This window comes from Curtobacterium sp. GC_Cur_3, assembly GCF_026544205.1.
GTDB lineage: Bacteria > Actinomycetota > Actinomycetes > Actinomycetales > Microbacteriaceae > Curtobacterium.
Genome location: NZ_JALNUI010000016.1, coordinates 71,307 through 93,219, shown reverse-complemented (window position 1 = coordinate 93,219; position 21,913 = coordinate 71,307). Strand labels below are relative to the sequence as shown.

Genomic DNA, 21,913 nt, shown 5'->3' with positions numbered 1-21,913 from the left:
TCGTGGCGGTAGTCGTTCGAACGCAGCCCCGCGCGGGCGATCATGTGCGTCGACACCGGCACCAGGAACAGCTGGAACACCATGATCGGCAGCACCACGAAGAACGCCGTCCACGTCCACACCGCCACCACGATCGCGGCGAGGGCGAACGCGAGCCCGAGCACCTGCGGCTTCGACATCGCGTGCAGGCGGACGAGCGGGTCGGGGAAGCGGACGATGCCCACGCCGGCGCCGAGCGACAGCAGGGAGCCGACGAGCAGCAGCCCGAGGGCGATCCACGCGCGGACGCCGCCACCGTCGATGAAGGACTCGATGACCTCGATCACGATCCCTCCTGTCGTCGTTCGGGGGTGGTGGCGTCGGTGCCCTCGTCGGACGGGTCGGACGACGGGGTCACGGCGCGCGCGACGGCGATCGTGGCGAACACGCTCGTCGCCGCGATGACCACGAGCACCGGGATGCCGGCGAGGTCCTGCCGGATGACCATCGCCGCGGCGATCACGACGAGCACGGTGGTGAGCACCATGTCGGAGCCGATCATCCGGTCGAGGATCGTCGGACCGCGGACGATCCGGAAGACCGCCATCGCGAGGGTCGCCCCGAGCAGGGCGAGGACCAGTGCGATGCCGATCCCCATGACGACCACTGCTGCGCTCATCGGGTCACCTCCGGCGGCGGGTCGGACAGCTCGGACACGTCCTGCTTCGACCCGACCGCCCGGATGACGAGGGCGTCGATCCCGAGGGCCTCGCGCCTGGCGGCCTCGACCTGCTCGGGGCGCTCGGTGTCGAGCACGTGGAGCAGCAGTCGCCGGCGCCGCAGGTCGACGTCGGCGACGTACGACCCGGGCACGAGCGACACGGCGAGCGTCGCCAGCGTGAAGGTCATTTCCGACGTGGTGTGCAGCTGCACGAGCACGATGGAGCTGCGGCGGACGCCTCGCGGTCGGACGGCCACCCAGGCGACGCGGAACGACGCCCGGAACACCAGCCCGGACCAGATGACGAGGAACCAGAGGAACCGCAGCGGCGAGAACCGCGTGGACAGCGGCACCGGCGGCAGGGGCAGCAGCTGCGTCACCAGCAGTGCCACGACGATGCCGCAGAGCAGTGTCAGCGGGCTCCACGACCCCCAGAGCAGCGCCCACAGGACGGTCAGCCCGGCGGCGAGCGGCACGTCGTAGCGCCACGCGACGACGATGCGGCGGGCGTTCTGGATGCGGCGGGTGTCGTTCCTCACGGGCGCTCCCCGAGGACGGCCTGCACGTACTGCACCGGGGACTCGAGCGACTGGGCGGCGCGGGTCGCGTAGCCGTAGAGCGGCCCGGCGACGACGGTCAGGGCCACGGAGCCGAGCACCGCGACGGTGGTCACGCCGACCATCATGCGGGGCAGGCGCGCCTTCTCGATGCTGCCGGTGTCCGAACGGGAGGCCCCGCTCGCGTCCGGTGCGTCGGTGACCGTCACCGAGCCTCCCGCCAGGACGGAGCCGTCGGTCTCGGAGACCGTGACCGGCGCGGGTTCCGGCGCACGGAGCGTCTCGTGCGGCTCTGCGACGGCCGCGTGCGGCGCAGCGGGCTCGGCGGCGGGCTTCGGCCGCCAGAACGCGGCGTCCCAGACGCGCATCAGCGCGTAGAGCGTCAGGAGCGAGGTGACGACCCCGGCGCCGATCGTCACGTACGCCAGAGGACTCCCGTCGACGGCGGCGGCGCGGAACAGGCCGAGCTTGCCGATGAAGCCGGAGAACGGTGGGATGCCCCCGAGGTTGAACGCCGGGACGAGGTAGAGCGCCGCCAGCAGGGGTGCGGCCTTGAGCAGGCCGCCGAGGGACCGCGTGGACGTGGTCCCGCCGATGCGCTCCATCAGACCGGAGACCAGGAACAGGGTCGTCTGCACGACGATGTGGTGCACCGTGTAGAACACCGCGGCGGCCGTGCCCGCGACGGAGCCAAGGCCGACGCCCATCACCATGAACCCGATGTGGCTGATGAGGGTGAAGGACAGCAGGCGTTTGACGTCCGTCTGCGACACCGCGCCGAGCACGCCGACCACCATCGTCAGGGTGGCGACGACGAGCAGCACCCCGTTCAGGTCCGGACTCGGGAAGATGATCGTCTCGAGCCGGATGATCGCGTAGATCCCGACCTTCGTCAGCAGGCCGGCGAACACCGCGGTGACCGGAGCCGGAGCGGTCGGGTACGAGTCGGGCAGCCAGAACGCCAGCGGGAACACGGCGGCCTTGATGCCGAACCCGATGAGCAGCATCGTGTGCAGGAGCAGCTGCACGTGGTCGGGCAGCCCCGCGACGCGCTCGCTGATCTGCGCGATGTTGACCGTGCCCGTGGCGCCGTAGACCAGTCCGATCGCGGACAGGAAGATCGCCGACGCGATGAGGCTCGTCACGATGTACGTCGTGCCCGCCCGCACGCGCTGTTCGCTGCCGCCGAGGGTGATCAGCACGTAGCTGGCCACCAGGAGCATCTCGAACGCGACGTAGAGGTTGAAGAGGTCGCCCGCGATGAACGAGTCGAGCACGCCGGCGGCCAGCACCAGGTACGTCGGGTAGAAGATCGTGACCGGCGCCTCGCTGTCGTCCGCGGCCAGGCCCTGCCCGATCGAGAACAGCAGGACGACGAGCAGCACGCTCGCGGACACGGTCAGCAGCAGGGCGCTCAGGCGGTCCACGACGAGCGAGATGCCGTACGGGGCCTCCCACCCGCCGACCTGCACCACGATCGTGCCGTGCTGGTCGACGAGCACCATGAGCGTGGCGGCGACGGCCAGGGCGACGACGAGCACGGCGACCGTGATCGCGCGCTGGATGCGCTGGTGCCGGAGGAGTCCGAGGGCCACCGCCGCGCCGAGCAGCGGGACCAGGACGAGGAGCGGGACGAGGAAGGTCATCGGGATCCCGCTCGCTCGTCGGTCGGCGTCTCGTGGTGGCGCTCGTGGCCGTCGTCGGGCGTCGCGCCCGTGTCCGCGTCTGTGTCGATCTCGGTGTCGTCCTCGTCCGTCGACTCGCCGCGGGCGCTCCGGATGGCGACGTCGGCCTCGTCGACCTCGACCTCGTCGGCACGGGACAGCGTCCACGAGCGGTGGATCAGGGCGAGCAGGAACGCGCTCACGGCGAAGGTGATCACGATCGCGGTCAGCGCGAAGGCCTGGGGGAGCGGGTCGGTGATCCCCTCGGAGGACTTCCCGATCGGCGGGTCACCGGCGGCGCCGGACATCACGAGCAGCAGCAGGTTGAGGGCGTTCCCGAGCAGGAGGAACCCGAGCAGCATCCGCGTGAGCGAGCGTTCGAGCAGCAGGTAGACCCCGCAGGCGAAGAGCACGGCCATCGCGATGACGAGGACGAGTGTGACGGTCATGCGGAGACCTCCTCGGGGTCGCGGTCGGCTTCGATCGTGTCGCGGGTGGACGTGCGGGAGTCCTCGAGGCGCTGCCGGTCGACCTCGGCGCCGAGGCTGCGCAGCACGTCGAGCACCAGACCGACCACCACGAGGTAGACGCCGATGTCGAAGAACGTCGCCGTGACGAACTCGACGTGCCCGAGCACCGGCACCGTGGCCTCGAAGAACTCCGAGTACAGGGCTTCCCTGCCGGAGAACATCGGGACGATCGCCGTGATGGCGGCCGTCGCCACCCCGAGCCCGAGGAGCCGGCCGGCCCGGACGGGAGCGGCGGCACCGAGCTCGGCCGGGCCACCGGCGAGGTAGCGGGCCGCGAGCGCGATGCCCGCGACGAGGCCGCCCGCGAACCCGCCGCCCGCGGCGTTGTGCCCGGCGAACAGCAGGTAGACGGACAGCACGATGAGGCCGTGGAACAGCAGGCGGACGACGACGTCGAGCAGCGCGCTCCGGCCGGTCGGCAGCGCGGCGCTCGTCGGCAGCCACGCGCGGGGCTCGCCGTCACGGCGCTCGTCCGCGGACTCGGGCCGGTCGCGCAGGCGGGGCAGGGTGTCCTCGCGCGAGTTCACGAAGATCAGGCTCGCGACTCCGGTGGCAGCGGCGACGACGACCGTCAGCTCGCCGAGGGTGTCCCACCCGCGCAGGTCGACGAGGGCGACGTTCACGACGTTCAGGCCGTGGCCGAACGAGTTCGTCAGCGCGGGCAGGTCCGGCCAGATCGGCGTCGCCGTGCGGGCCGAGGCGGCGACGACGACGACGATCGCCAGCGTCAGCCCGGCCAGTCCGGCGAACAGGGCGCGGAGCACCCGGAAGCGTGAGGGGTTCGCGGTGGCGATGCGCGGGGGGAGCCGGCGGAGGACGAGCACGAAGGCGATGAGCGTGACGGTCTCGACGACGAGCTGGGTCAGCGCCAGGTCGACGGCGCCGTGCAGGACGAACAGCACGGACATGCCGTACCCGGTCACCCCGACCAGGACCGCCGCGGCGAACCGGGTCTTCGCGGTCACGACCGAGACGGCGGCGATCGCCATCACGATGACGACGGGGACCTGGCCCCACGAGTCGGCGAACCGCACGTGGAACGCCCACGGGCCGCCGAGCACCAGGTTCGCGAGGGCGCCGGCGACGAACACCGAGAGGATGACCGTCAGGTAGTAGGGGAGCGAACCGCGCTGCACGAACGCGGTCAGACCCGTCGCGCCGTGGTCGAGCCCGCGCATCAGCCGCCGGTAGGTGCCCGCAGCGCTCGGGGACCCGGCGAGGCGGTGCTGCAGGGCCTCGACGCGGGTGCGGGCGAGGAAGAGGGCGACCCCGCCGAGGAGCGTCAGGGCCGAGATGCCGAGCGCGGGCTCGAGCCCGTGCCACAGCGCCAGGTGCGGCTCGGGCTCGCCGGACCGGGACGCGGCCTCCGCTGCCGGCTCGAGAGCATGGGAGACGACCGGCGTGAGCAGTCCGAGCGCGAGCCCGGCGAGACCGAGGACCGACGGCACGACACCGAGCCCGTGCAGCGCGTGCGGCTCCGTCTGCTCGACCCCGGGCTTGCGGCCGAAGGTGCCCCAGAGGAACCGGAGCGAGTACGCGACGGTCAGGACCGAGCCGATCGTGACACCGATGAGCGCCACCCACGCCCAGGCCGCACCGGGACCGTGCAGGGCCTCGACGAGGCCGGTGAGCACCGCCTCCTTCGCGACGAAGCCGATCGTCGGGGGGATGCCGGCCATCGACACGAGGGCGAGCACCGCGACCGTCGCCAGCCACGGCATCCGCCGTCCGAGCCCGCTCAGTCGGTTGAGCTCGCGGGTGCCGGTGACGTGGTCGACGGTGCCGACGACCAGGAAGAGGGTGGACTTGAACGTGGCGTGCGCGACGAGCAGCGCGACCCCGCCGAGGGCGATCGCGGGGGTGCCCCAGCCGGCGGCGAGCACCAGGAACCCGAGCTGCGCGACGGTGCCGTAGGCGAGCAGCAGCTTGAGGTCGGTCTGGCGGAGCGCCCGGTACCCGCCGACGAGCATCCCGAGCACGCCGAGCACCGTGATGGTCTCCCGCCAGCCCCCGAGCATCGCGAACGCCGGGGCGAGGCGCGCGACGAGGTAGATCCCGGCCTTCACCATCGCCGCCGCGTGCAGGTAGGCGCTGACCGGGGTCGGCGCGGCCATCGCGGCGGGCAGCCAGAAGTGGAACGGGACGATGGCGGACTTGGTCAGTGCCCCGAGGAGCACCAGCACGACGGCGACCGTGACGAGGGTGCCCGACGGGGCCTGCTCGACGATCGCGGAGAGCTGGGTGGTGCCGGTGTGCACCGACAGCATGACCAGGCCCGCGAGCATCGCCAGACCGCCGGCCGTGGTGACGACGAGGGCCTGCATCGCTGCCGCCCGGCTCGCCCGCTTGACGGAGTCGTGGCCGATGAGCAGGTACGAGAAGACGGTGGTGGCTTCCCACAGGATGAACAGCACGATGACGTCGTCCGCGATCACCAGGCCGTACATCGACCCGGCGAACGCCGTCAGGACGCCCGCGAACCGTCCGAGCCCGGGCTCCTTCGGGCCGAAGTACGACGCGCAGTAGACGAGCACGAGGGCACCGACGACCGAGACGACCAGCGCGAGCACCCACGACAGGGCGTCCACCCGCAGGGCCAGGGCGAGGTCGAGCTCCGGCACCCAGGTGGCACGCTCGGTGACCCCGCCGTGCAGGGCCCGGTCCGTCTGCGTGACGGTGAGCACTGCGGCAGCGACGGGTGGCAGGGCGGCGACGTAGAAGACGCGGCGACCGAGGAGCGGCGTGAGTGCCGGCACCAGCAGGGCGACGACGGCGAACGCGACGAGGACGGTGACCATGGGGCGCCTCCTCGGGGTCGGGCGTGCAGTCCGGCTCTGGGTGGCTCACAGGCTACCGAGAGCCGGATGCACAGAACCTGTGCGGCCGGACAGGAACCGCATGCCGTGGACCAGACTGCGAGCACCACTCTGCCCGCGCCCCCTACCGCCCGTACGCCCGCGCCGGGATCTGCGTCGCGAGCTTGCCGCCCGACACGTCGAGCAGCGTCCCCGTGATGTACGACGACGCGTCGCTCGCCAGGAACACGAGCAGGTCCGCCACGTCGTCCGCTGTCTCCCACCGCCGCAGGGACAGCGTGTCCAGGAGCCGGTCCTGGGCCTCGGTCGGCATCGTCGCGAAGCCGTTCATCGCCGTCGGCACCATGCCCGGCGCGTACGCGTTCACGGTGATGCCCCACGGCCCGAGCTCCGACGCGAGCACCCGGGTGAAGGCCACGACGGCCGACTTCGACGCGGCGTAGGCGGCACTCCCGACGCTCGGCACGATGGCTGCGAACGACGCCGCGTTGATGATCCGCCCGCGTCCCGCCGCCTGCATCACCGGCGCGACCGCCTGGCTCATCAGGAAGGTGCCACCGAGGTTGACGTCCATGCACCGCTGCCAGGCGTCCCACTGCAGGTCGGCGACGAGCCCGTCGACGTTCACACCCGCGTTGTTCACGAGCACGTCGATCGTGCCGTGTGTCTCCACGACGGACGCGATCGCCTGCCGCACGGACACGGGGTCGGCGACGTTGCACACGACGTGCTCGAGCGGGAAGTCCGGTTCGAATGCCAGGTCGAGCGCGACGACGCGGGTGTCCTCGGCGACGAAGCGGTCGGCGAGCGTCCGGCCGATGCCGCGTGCCGCCCCGGTGATGACGACCACGCGGTCGCGGAGGTCGAGGTGCATGGGTGCTCCTTCTCAGCCGACGGTCGTCGTCGACACCACCAGCCATACCATTGCAGGATGACGAGCGCGGGCGCGGCGAGCACGGACACCGGGACGACGAGCACCACCACCGGACGCGTCCTCTGGGTCACCGGCGGCGGCAGCGGCATGGGGGCAGCAGCTGCCCGCACCGCGGCGGCGACCGGCTGGACCGTCGTGCTCAGCGGCCGTCGTGTCGACCGCCTGGAGCAGGTCGCCGCCGAGGTCCGGGCAGCGGGCCGCACCGCCGACGTCCTGCCACTCGACGCCAGCGACGCCGACGCCGTCACGAGTGCGGCCGCCACGATCGCCGAGCGGCACGGTCGCCTCGACGGCCTCGTCCTGGCGGCGGGGCTGAACACCCCGGCACGACGCTGGGACGACCAGTCGATGGCCGACGTCCGCGCGGTCCTCGACACGAACCTCACGGCGGTGCTCTCGGTCGTCGACGCCGCCCTGCCGGCCCTCCGCGCGAGTGCGACGGGCGGGGTCGTGGTCGTCGTGTCCTCGTACGCCGGGTGGTCGTTCCAGCCCGGGGCCGGCGTCGCCTACTCGGCGTCGAAGACCGCGCTCGGCTCCGTCGTCCGCGGCCTGAACCAGCAGGAGGCCCCGCACGGCATCCGCGCCACCCACCTCTGCCCGGGTGACGTCGCCACGGACTTCCTCGACCAACGCCCGCAGGTCCCGGACGCCGCGGCCCGCGCCGTGATGCTCACCCCCGAGGACATCGGTCGCACCATCGGCTTCGTGCTCGACGCCCCCGCGCACGTCCGCGTCGACGAGCTCGTGATCAGCCCGGTCGCCCAGCGGTGACCGTCGGGGGCCCGGCCACCTGACGGCCGGCCGGGTGTCTGCCGGACAGGTGCCGAGCCTCCCGTCCGTGCCCTGACCGCCCGCGTACCGTCCGCGACATGCGCACCCGGACCGCAGCACCCCTCGCATCGCTCGCCCTGCTCGTCCTGACGCTCGCCGGCTGCTCCGCCGGTCCGGACGCGGAGGAGGGCCGTTCCTCGCGGGGCAGTGCGACGGCTCCCCCGGCGCCGGACGACCTGGCGACCGGTGAGGTCGTCCCCACGGGTGCCGTGACGGACGTCGCGACCGACCTCGAGGCGCCGTGGTCCGTCGTGCTGGTCGACGACACCCCGCTGGTGAGCCTCCGCGACTCCGGCGACGTGCTCGAGCTCGCGAAGGACGGGACTCCGCGCACCGTCGGCACGATCGAGGGCATCCGACACGGCGGCGAGGGCGGGCTGCTCGGCCTGGCGGTGCACGACGACGACGAGCTCTACGTCTACTCGACCGGCGAGGACGGCAACCGGGTCGAGCGCTTCCCGCTCACCGGCGATGCCGGGTCGTACGGGCTCGGCGACCCGACGACCGTCATCGAGGACCTGCCCGCGAACAGCTTCCACAACGGCGGTCGGATCGCCTTCGGACCGGACGACATGCTCTACGTGACCGTCGGTGACGCCGGCGACCGGTCCGAGGCCCAGGACCGCAGCTCGCTCGCCGGCAAGATCCTGCGCGTCACGCCGACCGGTGCCGTGCCCGACGACAACCCGTTCGACGGCTCCCCGGTGTGGTCCCTCGGGCACCGCAACGTGCAGGGGCTCGGCTGGGCGGACGACGGCACGATGTTCGCGTCGGAGTTCGGGGAGAACGCCTTCGACGAGCTCAACGTCATCGAGCCCGGAAGTGACTACGGCTGGCCCGAGGTCGAGGGCAGGGGCGGCGCCGACCAGGGCTTCGTCGACCCGGTGCAGCAGTGGTCGACGGACGAGGCGAGCCCGAGCGGCCTCGCCGTCGTCGACGACACCGTCTTCATCGCGAACCTGCAGGGCCGGGTGCTCCGCTCGGTGCCCGTGGCCGACCCGTCGACCTCGCGGGAGTGGTTCAGCGACGAGTACGGGCGCATCCGCACCGTGCTCGAGGGCCCCGACGACACGCTCTGGTTCGTCACGAACAACACCGACGGTCGCGGGTCACCCGGTGACGGCGACGACCGGGTCCTGTCGGTGGGCCTGTCCGACTGACGCGGGCGTACTGTCCGGGGCATGCCCGCTCTCACTGACACCTTCGCCCTGTCCAACGGACTCCACATCCCCCAGATCGGCTTCGGCACCTGGCAGATCCCGTCGGGGTCAGAGGCCTACGACGCCACCCGTGCGGCACTCGACGCCGGGTACCGCCACATCGACACCGCGCTCGCGTACGGCAACGAGGCCAGCGTCGGTGAGGCCGTCCGCGACAGCGGTGTCCCGCGCGACGAGCTCTTCATCACCACGAAGCTGCCGGCGGAGATCAAGACCGCGTCCGGCGCCCGCGATGCCTTCGCGGAGTCGGCCGGCAACCTCGACCTCGGCGTCGTCGACCTGTACCTGATCCACGCGCCGTGGCCCTGGAGCGACATGGGCAGCGACCACCGCGAGGGCAACGTCGAGGTGTGGAAGGTGTTCGAGGAGCTCTACGACGCCGGCAAGACGAAGTCCATCGGTGTCTCCAACTTCGCCGTCCCGGACCTCGAGCACCTGCTCGGACAGACGGACGTCGTGCCGCATGCCAACCAGATCCGCTGGTTCATCGGCAACACCCAGGACGAGACCACGGCGTTCTGCGCCGAGCAGGACGTCCTCGTCGAGGGCTACTCGCCGCTCGCCACCGGTGGTCTGCTGTCGAACACGGCCATCGCGGACATCGCCGCCAAGTACGACAAGACCGTCGCCCAGGTCGCGATCCGCTACCTGCTCGAGAAGGACGTTCTCCCGTTGCCGAAGTCGACCACGCCGTCGCGCATCGCCGAGAACGCCGACGTCGACTTCGTGCTGGCGTCCGAGGACGTCGCAGCGCTCGACGCCCTGCAGGACACGACCGACTGACGGGTGGGACGTGCGGTCCCCGCACGTCCCCGTACTGGGGGTTCCCCCGTGCAGCGCGGGCGGACAGGATGTATTTCACATACGTCGCCCTCGAGGAGCACCCGTGAACACCGCAGCCTGCATCGTCGTCCGACGTCCCGACCTCGAGCGTCTCCTCGCGACGATCAGGTCGATCGCGCCCCAGGTACACGAGGTGGTCGTGGTCGTGGACGCCGGGTCGGACATGCTGGCGGTCGCGCGCGTCCTGCGGGGCATCGCCGCCGTGGTGCCGGTCCCGCGCGGCACCGGCGCGGGCGCGGCCGCGAACCGCGGCATGCGGCTGCTCGTCGACCGTGGCGCGGAGGCCGTCGTCCGCCTCGACCAGCACGACGTCGCCCCGGACGGCCTCGTCGAGGACCTGGTGCGGCTGTTCGAGGACCCTCGCGTGGGGATCGCGGTCGGCGTGCTCGGTCCTGTCGGAGCCGTCCGCGTCCCAGCGGGCGCCGCCGGACTCGTGCCCCGTGACGTCGACGCCTGCGCGACCTCCGGCACCGTGGTCCGCGCCGACGTCTGGCAGCAGATCGGGGGCTGGGACGAGGAACTCGCGGCCGACCACCTGGAGTACGACCTGTGCCTCCGGGTCCGTCAGTCCGGCTCCGTCGTCGTGCAGGACCCAGCCGTCGTCATCGCCCGCCCGGTCCCGACGCCAGCGGCCGACGACGCGCTCGCCCTGGCTGACTGCGCGCACGACTCGGTCTGGTTCGCCCGGAAGCACCGCGGCGTCCCGGTGTCCGTCCGCGTCGCCGGTCGGAGCGTCCCCGCCACCTACGGGGCGATCGTCGCCCGCGCTGTCCGCATCGCCGTCGACGGCCGTGTCCACGACCGCTCCGGCAGGGTCGGCGCCCTGCTCCGTGGCGCCCTGGCGGGAGCGGCCGTCCGCCGTCACCCGCAGCCCACGGGTGTGCTGGCCGCAGCGGCGGACCGCCGTCGCGTCCGCAGCGACAGCGCTGCCTGAGGACGACCCAGCTGAGGACGTCTCCGCCGTCTACGCTCGTGGTGTTCGAAGGAGAACCCATGGCGTCGATCACCGACCTCGTCCCCGACCCCGCCGCGCTCGAGCGCATCGCGACCGGCAGCACCTGGGCCGAGGGGCCGTGCTGGATCCCGGTGTCGCGGACGCTCCGCTGGTCCGACATCCCGGGCGACCGCATCCTGCAGTGGCACGCCGACACAGGCGCGGTCGACGCGTACGCCGAGGGCGTCGAGTTCACGAACGGCCGCACGCTCGACCTCGACGGCAGCGTCGTGCAGTGCTCGCACGGCAACCGCCGGGTCGAGCGCGACCGGGACGGCGTCGTGACGGCGGTGGTCGACGGGTGGAACGGCGTCCGGCTGAACTCGCCGAACGACGTCGTCGTCACCACCGACGGCGCGATCTGGTTCACCGACCCCGCCTACGGCATCACGCAGCCGCGCGAGGGCCACCTCGGCGAGCGCGAGTACGGCGACCACTGGGTGTTCCGCTGCGCGCCCGACGGATCGGACCTGCGCCCCGTGGTGGTCGACGCCGACGAGCCGAACGGCCTGGCGTTCGACCCGTCCGAGCGCGTGCTGTACCTGGCGAGCTCGGACGGCGAGCGCCCGGTCATCCGGGCCTACGACGTCGACGGTGCCCGGGTGAAGAACGGCCGGGTGTTCGCCACCCTGGAGCCCGGCGAGGGCGTGCCCGACGGCATCCGCGTGGACGTCGACGGCAACGTGTGGTCGTCCTCGGCCCGTGGTGTCGTCGTGTTCGCGCCCGACGGGTCCCGCATCGGGGAGGTCCCGGTGCCGGAGACGGTCTCGAACCTCTGCTTCGGCGGCGACGACGGCACCACGCTCTTCCTGACGGCGACGACCTCGGTGTACCGCGTCGCCACGACCACCCGGGACACCGCCGCCCGCTGACGACGGGCCCTCGCTGCCGTATCCTGACTCGGCCATGCAGTGCGACTACTTCGACCGCGGGGTGTGCCACTCGTGCACGCTCATGGGGCAGCCGTACGCCGACCAGGTCCTCGACAAGGAACTCCGCACCCGCGAGCTCCTGCACGACGCCGTCGAGGCGGCGGGCGGCCCGGGCTCCGTCACCTGGTCGCCGGCGATCACCAGCCCCGAGTCCGCCTACCGCAACCGCGCCAAGATGGTCGTCGGCGGCTCGGCCGAGCACCCCACGATCGGCATCCTCGACCACCGGCAGCGCGGGGTCGACATCCGGCACTGCGGCATCTGCACGCCGGGGATCCAGCAGGCACTCCCGGTCCTCGCCGACTTCGTCACGTCCGCCGGGCTGATCCCGTACGACGTCGTGGCCCGCCGCGGCGAGCTGAAGTACGTGCTCGTCACGGAGTCCCCCGACGGCGAGCTCATGGTGCGCTTCGTGCTCCGCTCCGAAGGGCAGCTCGCCCGGCTGCGGTCCCGGCTCGGCGACCTGCTGCTGGCGCTGCCGACCGCCGTCGTCGTGACCGCGAACCTGTTGCCCGAGCACAAGGCCGTCACCGAGGGCGAGCGCGAGGTCGTCCTCACCGAGCAGGAGACCCTGCCGATGCGCCTCGGCTCCGTGACGATGCACCTGCGCCCGCAGAGCTTCTTCCAGACGAACACCACCGTCGCCGCCGCCCTCTACGCCCAGGCGTCGGCGTGGATCGACGAGGTGGGCCCGGCCTCGATGTGGGACCTCTACTGCGGTGTCGGCGGGTTCGCCCTGCACGCCGCCCGTCCCGGTCGCGCGGTCACGGGGATCGAGACGAGCGCCGAGGCCATCCGGTCCGCCAAGCAGTCCGCGCGTGAGGCCGGCCTCGTCGACCTCCGGTTCGCCGCCGACGACGCGACCGAGCACGCGCTGCGGTCGCGTCCCGAGCAGACGCCGGAACTCGTGGTCGTCAACCCACCGCGGCGGGGGATCGGCCCGGCGCTGGCCGACTGGCTCGAGGCTTCCGACGTCCAGCACGTCGTCTACTCGAGCTGCAACCCGGTGACGCTCGCGAAGGACCTCGCCCGGATGCCGTCGCTGCGGCTCCGCCGCGCTCGCGTCCTCGACATGTTCCCGCAGACCGGCCACCTCGAAGCCGTGACCCTCCTGACGCGCGTCTGACCGGTCGCTGACCGCGCCCTGGTCGCGACCCCGGTACGGCCTGGAGGCTCGTGGCGGCGCCGTCACGCGCCTCCAGTGCGCCTGGGGGCCACCCGGCCGCATTGCCAGGGAACTCGCATGATCCCGTACCCGGGTACACGCGATCGGCGCGCCCATGGGGATCGCGCCTTACAGGAAATCGGCGGGGTACGCATCATCCTGGGGTGGAACGCTTTGTCTCAGTTTGATAACGGCATGGATCTTCCTATGGTTGCCGACCGTGACACCGGCGCGGACCACTGCCCCCGGTGACACCTCAACAGACCGCGATCGGTCGGGGTGGGCAGTGGGCGTCGTGATCCGACGAGCGGCCCCGGTGGAGCAACAGATGAAGAAGCAAACCCGTACCCGTGCCGTCCTCGGTGGACTCGCCTTCGCTGGGATCGCTGCGGCGGGCGTCGGGCTCTCGGCCCCCGCGAACGCCGCCGCCGGTTCCACGTGGGACGCCCTCGCCCAGTGCGAGTCCGGTGGCAACTGGGCCATCAACACCGGCAACGGCTACTCCGGCGGCCTGCAGTTCACGCAGGGCACCTGGGCCGCGAACGGCGGCGTCGGCAGCCCGGCGAACGCCAGCCGCGAGACGCAGATCGCCGTCGCCGAGCACGTCCTCGCGTCGCAGGGCTGGGGCGCCTGGCCCGCCTGCTCCGCGAAGCTCGGGCTGAGCGGCACCACCGGTGCTGCGCCGGCGGCCATCCCGCAGCAGGCGGCGCCCGCACCGGCTCCGGCCGCTGCTGCACCGGCCGCTCCGGCAGCCTCTGCTCCGGCACCGGCGAAGCAGGTCGCCCCGAGGGCGACCGCTCCGGCACCGACGGCTGCTCCGGCAGGCCCGTCGAAGCCCGCCGCGGTGAAGACCAGTGGCAAGACCTACACGGTGGTCTCGGGCGACACGCTCGACACCATCGCGACGAAGCTCGGTGTCGACGGTGGCTGGATGCAGCTCTGGGCCGCCAACACGACGACGATCAACGACGCGAACCTGATCTACGCGGGGCAGACGCTGCAGCTCCCGGCCTGATCCAGGTCGATCGGCGGCCCGTTGAGGCTGCGGAACACCGGTGTTCGTGCTCCACGCTGCGAAGAGTCGCGGCGGGACGCACGGACACCGGTGTTCTGCGTCCGGGGGTGGCTGGTCAGTCGTGCGGGTTGTGCGCGAGCCAGCGCTCGAGGTCATCCGACCGCAGGGACGCGCTCAGCGTCTGCACGGCGCCGGTGTTGACGGCGACGTAGGACTGGCCGTCGGGGGAGGTCCCACCGCCAGCAGTCGGCATCGTGAACGTGTGGAGGTCGTCGGCGCGGACGTCGCGGAGGGACCAGCCGAGGTCGACCAGCGTGCGGAACGTCAGGCCGGGGTCGACGGCGAGGTACTTGCTCGTCGCACTGACGAAGTCCTGGATCCGGCCCGGGTTCGTCGCGGTGTCCTTCGACAGGAGCCCGTCGACGATGCCGCGCATGAACGCCTGCTGGTTGCGCACCCGGGTGTGGTCGGCGTCGGCGAAGGCGTACCGCGTGCGGACGAACGCCAGCGCCTGCTCGCCGTCGAGGTGGTTCGGACCGGCGACGATCCGGTGCTCGTCCGGCGGGCTCGTCGTGAAGGCCTGCGGGGAGTCGACGGTGACGCCCCCGAGCGCGTCGGTCATGCCGGTGAACCCGGCGAAGTCGATCTCGGCGACGTGGTCGATCCGGATGTCGAGGAGCTGCTCGACGGTCTGCACCGTGAGGGGGATGCCGCCCCAGGCGTACGCGGCGTTGATCTTCGCGGTGCCGTGCCCGGGGACGTCCACCCACGAGTCACGCATGATCGACATCAGGTACACGGCCTTCCGGTCGGCCGGAACGTGGGCGAGCATCAGCGTGTCGGCGCGGCCTCCGCGGGCGCCGTCGTCGACTGCGGAGCCGGCTCGCGAGTCGGACCCGATGAGCAGGACGTTCTCCGCACCGGCGGTGGCGACCGGACGTGCACCCTCGGGGAAGGCGTCCGCGATGGTCTCGGTCTCGTGGTCGTAGCTCCGGGCGAGGCCGCCGATGAAGATGCTCGCGACGACGGCGATGACGCCGGCGATCCCGACGAGGGACCCGACGGTGGCGACGAGCGCGACGAGGAACGGGCGGCGACGGCGCGGTCGTGCAGAACGGCGGGGGCGTGCAGAACGGCGGCCGGACATGCGGGCTCCTGGGATCGGGCCGACAGGGATGCCGACACGATCCAGTCTATCGCATGTGGTATTTCAATGGTGATGCGGTCAGGGCCTGTGGAGGATCCGGCCCAGGGCTGCGCGGAGCTGCGGGTCGTCGGGCAGGACCTCGCGCTCGATGTGCCTGGCGATGTCCCACATCTCCCGGCCGTGGTCCGTCACGGTGACGATCCGCCGGCGCCGGTCGTCCGGGTGCTCGGCGCGTTCGACCATCCCGTCGCGCTCGAGCCGCTCGAGGGTGCGCGACATCGTCTGGGGCTGGACCCGCGCCGCGCGGGCGAGGGTGTCCGCACCGGTGGGGCCGGTCCTGATGAGGATGTCGATCGCGATCAGCGCCGCGTGCTGCAGGCCGATCGCCCGGAGCCGTTCGTCCCAGTCCCGTTCGACGGACCTGGCCGCCGCGGCGAGCAGCCGCCCGAGGGGCCACTCGGCGGAGGCGTCGTCCATGGGGCAAGTCTACGGTCGGGTCCTCGACGACCTCCGACCACCACGAAGTAGTCAGCATGCTGACGACCGGTGTACGCTCGCCGACGTGTCCCGCTTCCTCCGCATCGTGGTCCCCGCCGTCGTCATCGTCGTCTGGCTCGTCGTCGCCGCGATCGGCGGCCCCTTCTTCGGCCGTGTCTCCGAGGTGTCCACGAACGACCAGACCTCGTTCCTGCCGGCGTCGGCGGACGCGACGGCCGTGCAGGACCGCGCCGCGGCCTTCCGCGACGAGACGGGCGCCCCCGCCGTCATCGTGCTCGAGCGCGACGGCGGGCTGCGGGACGGTGACTCCGCCGCAGCGGCGACCCTGGTCGACCGGCTCACCGACCGCTCCGACGTCGACGCGGTCAGCCCGCCGATCCCGAGCGCCGACGGGGACGCCGTGGAGATCGTCGCCACCCTGACGAGTGCCGCCGACACCGGGACCGCGGTCGCGGCGATCCGGACGACCGTGGACGACGCGCTGCCGGACGGTGTGCGCGGGTACGTCACCGGTCCGGCCGGGTTCACCGCCGACCTCACCGAGGCCTTCGCCGGCATCGACGGCATCCTGCTCGGCGTCGCCCTGGCCGCGGTGTTCGTCATCCTGGTCGTCGTCTACCGCTCGCCGCTCCTGCCCTTCCTGGTGCTCGGGACCGCGACGTTCGCCCTGACCGCGTCGATCCTCGTCGTGTGGGCGCTCGCCAAGGCCGGCGTCGTCACGGTCAACGGCCAGGTGCAGGGCATCCTGTCGATCCTCGTCATCGGTGCCGCGACGGACTACGCGCTCCTCTACACGTCCCGGTACCGGGAGGCGCTCCGCGACCACCGCACTGGGTGGGACGCGACGCGGGCGGCGCTCCGCGGCAGCCTCGAGCCGATCCTGGCATCCGGGGGCACCGTGATCGTCGGTGTGCTCTGCCTGCTGCTCTCCGACCTCAACTCGAACAAGGCGCTCGGGCCGGTCGCCGCGATCGGTGTCGCGTTCAGCGTGCTCGCGGCGCTGACGCTGCTGCCGGCGCTCCTGCTCGCGTTCCGCAGGGCCGCGTTCTGGCCGCTCCGACCGACGTTCGGCAGTGACCACCCCGTCGTCACCGGGCCGGACGCGCGCGGGCTCTGGGCGCGGGTCGGTCGCCTCGTCGCACGGCGGTCGCGGGTCGTGTGGATCGTCTGCACCGTCGGGCTGCTGGCGATGGGCGCCGGCCTGTTCGGGCTCCGGGCGGACGGGGTCCCGCAGAGCGACCTGGTGATCGGGCAGTCCCAGGCGCGTGACGGTCAGGCCGTGCTGGCGGACCACTTCCCCGCCGGGTCCGGCAGTCCGGCGCAGGTCCTCGGCGACGTGGACCGGCTCGACGACCTCGCGGCGGCGGTCGACGGCGTGCGCGGTGTCGACGACGTGGTCGCGGTGGCGAAGGACTCGCCGACGGGCACGGTGCCGGTGGGTGACGAGGCCCAGGGCGACCAGACCCAGGGCAGCGCGGCACCGGGTGCGGATGCCCGTCCGACCGTGTCCGACGGGCAGGTGCTCCTGCAGGCGACGCTGACGGACGCGGCGGACTCCCCGGCCGCCGAGCAGACCGTGCGCGAGCTCCGCACCGCCGTCGAACGGGTGGACCCGGGAGCACTGGTCGGGGGTGTGACGGCGACGGCGATCGACACGAACGACACCGGCATCCGGGACCGCACGCTGATCATCCCCGTCGTCCTGGTCGTCATCCTGCTCATCCTGATGCTGCTGCTCCGGAGCGTGGTGGCACCGCTCGTGCTCATCGGCAGCGTGATCGTGTCCTTCGCCGCGGCGCTCGGGGTCGGGGCGCTCGTGTTCGACCACGTCTTCCACTTCCCGGGGGCCGACCCGGCCGTGCCGCTGTACTCGTTCGTGTTCCTGGTGGCGCTCGGGGTCGACTACAACATCTTCCTCATGACCCGGGTCCGCGAGGAGTCCCTGCGCTCCGGCCCGCGCGAGGGCGTCCTGCGGGGGCTCGGCGTCACCGGTGGTGTCATCACCTCGGCCGGGGTGGTGCTCGCCGCGACCTTCGCCGCCCTCGGGGTGATCCCGATCCTGTTCCTCGTGCAGATCGCGTTCGTGGTCGCGTTCGGTGTGCTGCTCGACACGGTGGTGGTCCGGTCACTGCTCGTGCCGGCGGTCATCCACGACCTCGGCCGGCACGCGTGGTGGCCATCGCGCCTCTCGCGCCGACCGGGTGACATGTGACACGCTGAGACCATGCCAGTTCCCTCGACGCAGCCAGCAGCCGAGCGCAAGCTCCTCCGAGACACCGTGCAGGACAAGATCCGCGACGCGATCATGGACGGCACGCTCGAGCCGGGGGAGCGGCTCAACGACGACGACCTGATCGCCTGGCTCGGCGTCTCCCGGACCCCGATCCGCGAAGCACTCGCCGAACTCGCCCGTGCGGGCCTGATCGAGATGGCGCCGAACCGGTACACGCGGGTCGCGGCACCCACCTCGGCCGAGCTGCTCGACGCGTACCGCACCCTCGGCGTGATCTACGGCGGCGTGGTCCGGCTGGCGGTGCCGCGCTTCACCGACGGCGAGCGGAAGAAGATCGTGGCGATGCTCGACGACGTCACGACGCGGATCGGCAAGGACGAGATCGGCGCGGTCGCCCAGAACGGCACGGACATCTACGCCATGTGGGCCGACGCCTGCGGCAACCCGTCGCTCGCGCAGCTGTGCCGTTCCACGACGGACGGGCTCGCGTTCAAGCTGCGCGTGCCCGAGCTCGCCGAACTCGTGCCGGCCGCGGTCATCCTGCCCGAGCTGGCGAAGCTCAGGGCCGCGGTGAGCGCGAAGGACCCGATCGCGGCGGAGCTCGCGATGGAGGCCGTGCACCTGCTCCCGACGCGCGACTGACGACCGCGGTCCTGCGCCGACCCCGGAGTGCTTCGCAGGCGGATCCCACACTCGCCACACGGTCACCGGTTATCGTGCTGCAGTGACCAGCGAACCCCGAGAGACGACCGAGCGCCGCCGAGGTGGCGCCGTGCCGCCCCGCCACGGCCGCCAAAAGCGTGGCGTCGGTGTGGTCTTCCCCGCCGTCGCGGGTGTGCTGACCATGGCGCTGCTGCTCAGCGGCGGGTACGCGGCGTACGCCTACAACCGGCTGTCGGGCGGGGTCACGCGGATCGACGCGATCGCCGGGAACACGCCCGCCAAGGACGACGTGGACGGCACCGCGCAGAACATCCTGCTCGTCGGCGACGACCACCGGCCGGACAACGCGACGCCGGAGCAGATGGCAGAGCTCAGCACGGAGTCGGACGGCGGCGCGACCAACACCGACACGATGATCGTCCTGCACCTCAACGCCGACGGCACCCAGGCGACGATGATGTCGTTCCCGCGTGACTCGTACGTGGACATCCCGGGCGTCGGCAAGGGCAAGCTCAACAGCGCGTTCCACTACGGCACGTTGAACGGCGGCGGCGACACCGGCGGGGCGAAGCTGCTCATCCAGACGATCCAGGACCTCAGCGGCCTGACGATCGACCACTACGTGCGGGTCTCGCTGCTCGGCTTCTACCAGGTGGTCAAGGAGCTCGGCCCGGTGCAGGTCTGCCTCAACCAGGCGGCGAAGGACAAGGACTCCGGCGTCGACCTGCCCCAGGGGGTGTCCACGCTCGACGCCAAGCAGGCGCTGTCCTTCGTCCGGCAGCGCAAGGGCCTGCCGAACGGCGACCTCGACCGGAGCGTCCGCCAGCAGTACTTCCTGTCCCAGGAGGCCCGCAAGGTCCTCTCCGCCGGCACGCTGCTCAACCCGGTGAAGATGGGGAACATCCTCGGTGCCGTCGGTGGGTCCATCCAGACCGACACCGACCTCATCTCGCTCGCCTCCAAGCTGCGGAACCTCCGGCCGGCCGCCATCCAGTCCGCCACCATCCCGACGCTCGGTACCCCGACCATCTACCCGAACGGCTACGCGCTCTCCATCGTCGAGGTCGACACCGTCGGACTCCCCGCCTTCGTGCAGGGCCTCGTCGGTGAGCCGGAGGCCTACACCAAGGCCGCCGCCGCGCAGCCCGCGTCCACGACGGTCACCGTGCTGAACGGCAGCGGGGTCACCGGTGCGGCGACGAACGCCGGGGGCGTGCTGAGCGCCCGCGGCTTCCAGGTCGGGGCGCCCGGTTCGTCGGACACCACGAAGACGACCCTGGTGCGGTACCCGTCGGGCATGGAGGCGCAGGCGAAGGCCGTCGCCGCGGTCGTGCCCGGGGCGGTCGCCGTGCGCTCCACGACGGTCACCGGTGTCCAGCTCGTCCTCGGTACGGACGGCAAGACCGTCCAGCCGGTCGCGGAGGCACCCGCGCCCGCCCCCGCGGAGAGCTCGGCACCCGCCGCGGAACCGGCACCGGCCGAGTCGCAGTCCTCCGAGCCCGCGCCGTCGTCGACCGACGTCAAGAGCTACGGCAAGGACGGCGTCTGCATCAACTGACGGGTACGGTCGACGGGTGGACTCCGCAGCCCGTCCGATCACCCTGATGACCTACAACGTGAAGAACCCCGACCCGGCGCGCGACTGGCCGGCCCGGGTCCCCGTCCTGCTGGACATCGTCCGCCGCAACGACCCCGACCTCCTCTGCGTGCAGGAGGCCTTCGACCACCAGATGGACGACCTGCGGCAGGGACTGCCCGGGTACACCGCCATCGGTCAGGGTCGCGAGGGCGGCACGGGCGGAGAGCACGCGGCCGTCTTCTTCCGCACGAGCCGGTTCCGTCCGGACGACGACGGCTCCTTCTGGCTCTCCGACACCCCGGACGAGCCGGCGTCGAACACCTGGGGCAGCGTCTACCCGCGCATCGCCAACCACGTGCGCTTCCTCGACGTCGACGGGCCGACGTTCACGCTCCTGACGACGCACCTCGACCACGAGCCGAACGCGCACGGCGACGAGGTCCGCGGACGCAGTGCCGCCCTCATCGTCGAGCGCCTGGCCGGCATCGGCGGACCCGTCGTCATCGCGGGCGACTGCAACGAGCCCGCCGGGACGGGGAGCGCCTCACGCGTCTTCTCCGAGGCCGGGTACACGGACGCCTGGACGGTGGCGGGGGACCCCGACGACCGGACGGCGACCTACAACGACTGGGAGCCGCCGGTCGACTCGGGGGAGCGCATCGACTGGGTCCTGACGAAGGACGTCGCCGGCGTGGACCGCGTGCGCATCGACCACGACGGACCGGAGACCTGGTTCGCGAGCGACCACTTCCCGGTCATCGCGACCCTGCGCATGTGACCGTCGAGCGGCGGAGGGGCTCAGCAGCCCCGCGTCGCGTGCACGGGCATCGGCGACCCGATCACCGTGACCGTGGTGCCGTCGGTGAGCGCGGAGACGCCGTTCGTGCCGGCACCGTGCCGGTCGGACGGCCAGCCGTCCTCGAGCAGGACCTGCCAGGCCTCGGCGTCGTCCGAGCCGAGCGACTCGCGGTCGTCGGCGTCGGCGTGGTCGATGCGGTCCTCGACGTCGTCGCCGACCTGGACGGCGTGCGGGCCCTGCAGCTCCACGAGGTCACCGGTGCGGGTGCGGACCTCGTCGCGGAGGACCCGGACCTCCACCGAGTTGCCGAGCGCCGACGGCGTGGCCAGCGCGGCGACACGGACGGCGCCGCCCCACGTGGAGGTCGTGGTGGCGGGGAAGCAGCGGCCGCCGGAGCCCTCGGGGGTCTGTGACCGGGACGGTGAGCCGAGGAGCCGAGTGAGCAGTCGGACGGTGGTGCCGGCGTCCCGCATGGAGGCGACGGCCACGGTCCGGCGGCCGTCGCGGAGCGTGATGGCCTCGGCGTCGAGCTCGATCGTGTCCACCCGCTTGAGCCTGCTGGTGGGGACCCACGTGGCGCTCGGTGACGGCGTGAGCTCGGCGGCGACGGCGCGGTCGTCAGGGAGGGATCCGCGCGCGAGGTCGGACGACGTCATGCCCGCCACGACGGCGAGCGCGGCGGTGCCGAGCACGAGCAGGGTCCGGAGAGTCACCCGTCGACGGTACGACCACGACCCAGGATGTGCGACGGGTGTTACCGAATCGGAGCCGGGCCGTCACCGGACCGTGATGT

General features: G+C 72.2%; 21 protein-coding genes. 11 read left to right on the top strand and 10 right to left on the bottom strand.

Annotated features, from left to right (window positions below; genetic code table 11):
- The 7 genes from OXR63_RS10390 to OXR63_RS10360 form a co-directional block, all read right to left on the bottom strand.
- Nucleotides 1-326 (bottom strand): cation:proton antiporter (locus tag OXR63_RS10390; RefSeq protein WP_267422680.1); only part of this gene is annotated, 326 nt, incomplete at its 3' end.
- Nucleotides 323-658 carry a sodium:proton antiporter gene (locus OXR63_RS10385; RefSeq protein ID WP_194629721.1) on the bottom strand — a complete coding sequence of 112 codons (336 nt, stop codon included), beginning with the start codon at nucleotides 656-658 and terminating at the stop codon, nucleotides 323-325. The genes OXR63_RS10390 and OXR63_RS10385, both read right to left, overlap by 4 nt.
- Nucleotides 655-1,239 (bottom strand): Na+/H+ antiporter subunit E, encoded by a 585-nt coding sequence (locus OXR63_RS10380; protein WP_267422674.1) that lies wholly within the window; start codon nucleotides 1,237-1,239, stop codon nucleotides 655-657. The genes OXR63_RS10385 and OXR63_RS10380 overlap by 4 nt, the downstream gene beginning before the upstream one ends.
- Nucleotides 1,236-2,903: a Na+/H+ antiporter subunit D gene (locus OXR63_RS10375; protein WP_267422672.1), complete on the bottom strand. Its 1,668-nt coding sequence runs from the start codon at nucleotides 2,901-2,903 to the stop codon at nucleotides 1,236-1,238. The genes OXR63_RS10380 and OXR63_RS10375 overlap by 4 nt, the downstream gene beginning before the upstream one ends.
- Entirely contained in the window at nucleotides 2,900-3,370 is a 471-nt protein-coding gene (locus OXR63_RS10370; RefSeq protein WP_308202174.1) for a Na(+)/H(+) antiporter subunit C, read from the bottom strand. Before OXR63_RS10370 ends, OXR63_RS10375 begins: the two co-directional genes overlap by 4 nt.
- Nucleotides 3,367-6,249, bottom strand: coding sequence for a Na+/H+ antiporter subunit A (locus OXR63_RS10365; protein ID WP_267422670.1), 2,883 nt, complete (start codon nucleotides 6,247-6,249; stop codon nucleotides 3,367-3,369). Before OXR63_RS10365 ends, OXR63_RS10370 begins: the two co-directional genes overlap by 4 nt.
- Before the next feature lie 142 nt (nucleotides 6,250-6,391).
- A complete protein-coding gene (locus OXR63_RS10360; RefSeq protein WP_267422668.1) occupies nucleotides 6,392-7,141 on the bottom strand; it encodes an SDR family NAD(P)-dependent oxidoreductase in 750 nt (249 codons plus the stop codon).
- A 57-nt stretch (nucleotides 7,142-7,198) separates the two neighbouring features.
- Here OXR63_RS10360 and OXR63_RS10355 point away from each other — a divergent pair, with 57 nt between their 5' ends.
- The 7 genes from OXR63_RS10355 (at nucleotide 7,199) to OXR63_RS10325 (ending at nucleotide 14,201) form a co-directional block, all read left to right on the top strand.
- Nucleotides 7,199-7,972, top strand: coding sequence for an SDR family oxidoreductase (locus tag OXR63_RS10355; protein ID WP_267422666.1), 774 nt, complete (start codon nucleotides 7,199-7,201; stop codon nucleotides 7,970-7,972).
- Between the two features lie 98 nt (nucleotides 7,973-8,070).
- A complete protein-coding gene (locus OXR63_RS10350; protein ID WP_267422664.1) occupies nucleotides 8,071-9,192 on the top strand; it encodes a PQQ-dependent sugar dehydrogenase in 1,122 nt (373 codons plus the stop codon).
- A gap of 21 nt (nucleotides 9,193-9,213) precedes the next feature.
- Nucleotides 9,214-10,035: an aldo/keto reductase gene (locus tag OXR63_RS10345; RefSeq protein ID WP_267422662.1), complete on the top strand. Its 822-nt coding sequence runs from the start codon at nucleotides 9,214-9,216 to the stop codon at nucleotides 10,033-10,035.
- A 103-nt stretch (nucleotides 10,036-10,138) separates the two neighbouring features.
- Nucleotides 10,139-11,029 carry a glycosyltransferase gene (locus OXR63_RS10340; RefSeq protein WP_267422660.1) on the top strand — a complete coding sequence of 297 codons (891 nt, stop codon included), beginning with the start codon at nucleotides 10,139-10,141 and terminating at the stop codon, nucleotides 11,027-11,029.
- Between the two features lie 59 nt (nucleotides 11,030-11,088).
- Nucleotides 11,089-11,961, top strand: a complete 873-nt coding sequence (locus OXR63_RS10335) for an SMP-30/gluconolactonase/LRE family protein (RefSeq protein WP_267422658.1) — start codon at nucleotides 11,089-11,091, stop codon at nucleotides 11,959-11,961.
- Between the two features lie 34 nt (nucleotides 11,962-11,995).
- A complete protein-coding gene (rlmC, locus tag OXR63_RS10330) occupies nucleotides 11,996-13,147 on the top strand; it encodes a 23S rRNA (uracil(747)-C(5))-methyltransferase RlmC (protein ID WP_267422656.1) in 1,152 nt (383 codons plus the stop codon).
- A 367-nt stretch (nucleotides 13,148-13,514) separates the two neighbouring features.
- Entirely contained in the window at nucleotides 13,515-14,201 is a 687-nt protein-coding gene (locus OXR63_RS10325) for a LysM peptidoglycan-binding domain-containing protein (protein WP_267422653.1), read from the top strand.
- A 115-nt stretch (nucleotides 14,202-14,316) separates the two neighbouring features.
- Here OXR63_RS10325 and OXR63_RS10320 read toward each other — a convergent pair whose 3' ends face one another.
- Together OXR63_RS10320 and OXR63_RS10315 are read right to left on the bottom strand one after the other, a co-directional pair.
- Nucleotides 14,317-15,348 carry an LCP family protein gene (locus tag OXR63_RS10320; RefSeq protein ID WP_267422650.1) on the bottom strand — a complete coding sequence of 344 codons (1,032 nt, stop codon included), beginning with the start codon at nucleotides 15,346-15,348 and terminating at the stop codon, nucleotides 14,317-14,319.
- Between the two features lie 78 nt (nucleotides 15,349-15,426).
- Entirely contained in the window at nucleotides 15,427-15,825 is a 399-nt protein-coding gene (locus OXR63_RS10315) for a MarR family winged helix-turn-helix transcriptional regulator (RefSeq protein WP_267422647.1), read from the bottom strand.
- 85 nt (nucleotides 15,826-15,910) lie between these two features.
- Here OXR63_RS10315 and OXR63_RS10310 point away from each other — a divergent pair, with 85 nt between their 5' ends.
- From OXR63_RS10310 to OXR63_RS10295, 4 genes are all read left to right on the top strand, one after another.
- On the top strand, nucleotides 15,911-18,058 hold the full coding sequence (locus OXR63_RS10310) for an MMPL family transporter (protein WP_267422644.1): 2,148 nt from the start codon (nucleotides 15,911-15,913) through the stop codon (nucleotides 18,056-18,058).
- Between the two features lie 12 nt (nucleotides 18,059-18,070).
- Nucleotides 18,071-18,721 (top strand): GntR family transcriptional regulator, encoded by a 651-nt coding sequence (locus OXR63_RS10305; protein WP_267422642.1) that lies wholly within the window; start codon nucleotides 18,071-18,073, stop codon nucleotides 18,719-18,721.
- Nucleotides 18,722-18,803: 82 nt separating this feature from the next.
- A complete protein-coding gene (locus OXR63_RS10300; protein ID WP_267422640.1) occupies nucleotides 18,804-20,300 on the top strand; it encodes an LCP family protein in 1,497 nt (498 codons plus the stop codon).
- A gap of 16 nt (nucleotides 20,301-20,316) precedes the next feature.
- On the top strand, nucleotides 20,317-21,099 hold the full coding sequence (locus OXR63_RS10295; protein ID WP_267422637.1) for an endonuclease/exonuclease/phosphatase family protein: 783 nt from the start codon (nucleotides 20,317-20,319) through the stop codon (nucleotides 21,097-21,099).
- Between the two features lie 20 nt (nucleotides 21,100-21,119).
- Here the strand turns inward: OXR63_RS10295 and OXR63_RS10290 are convergent, their stop codons facing one another.
- Nucleotides 21,120-21,833 carry a hypothetical protein gene (locus OXR63_RS10290; protein ID WP_267422635.1) on the bottom strand — a complete coding sequence of 238 codons (714 nt, stop codon included), beginning with the start codon at nucleotides 21,831-21,833 and terminating at the stop codon, nucleotides 21,120-21,122.
- Nucleotides 21,834-21,913 lie beyond the last annotated feature (80 nt).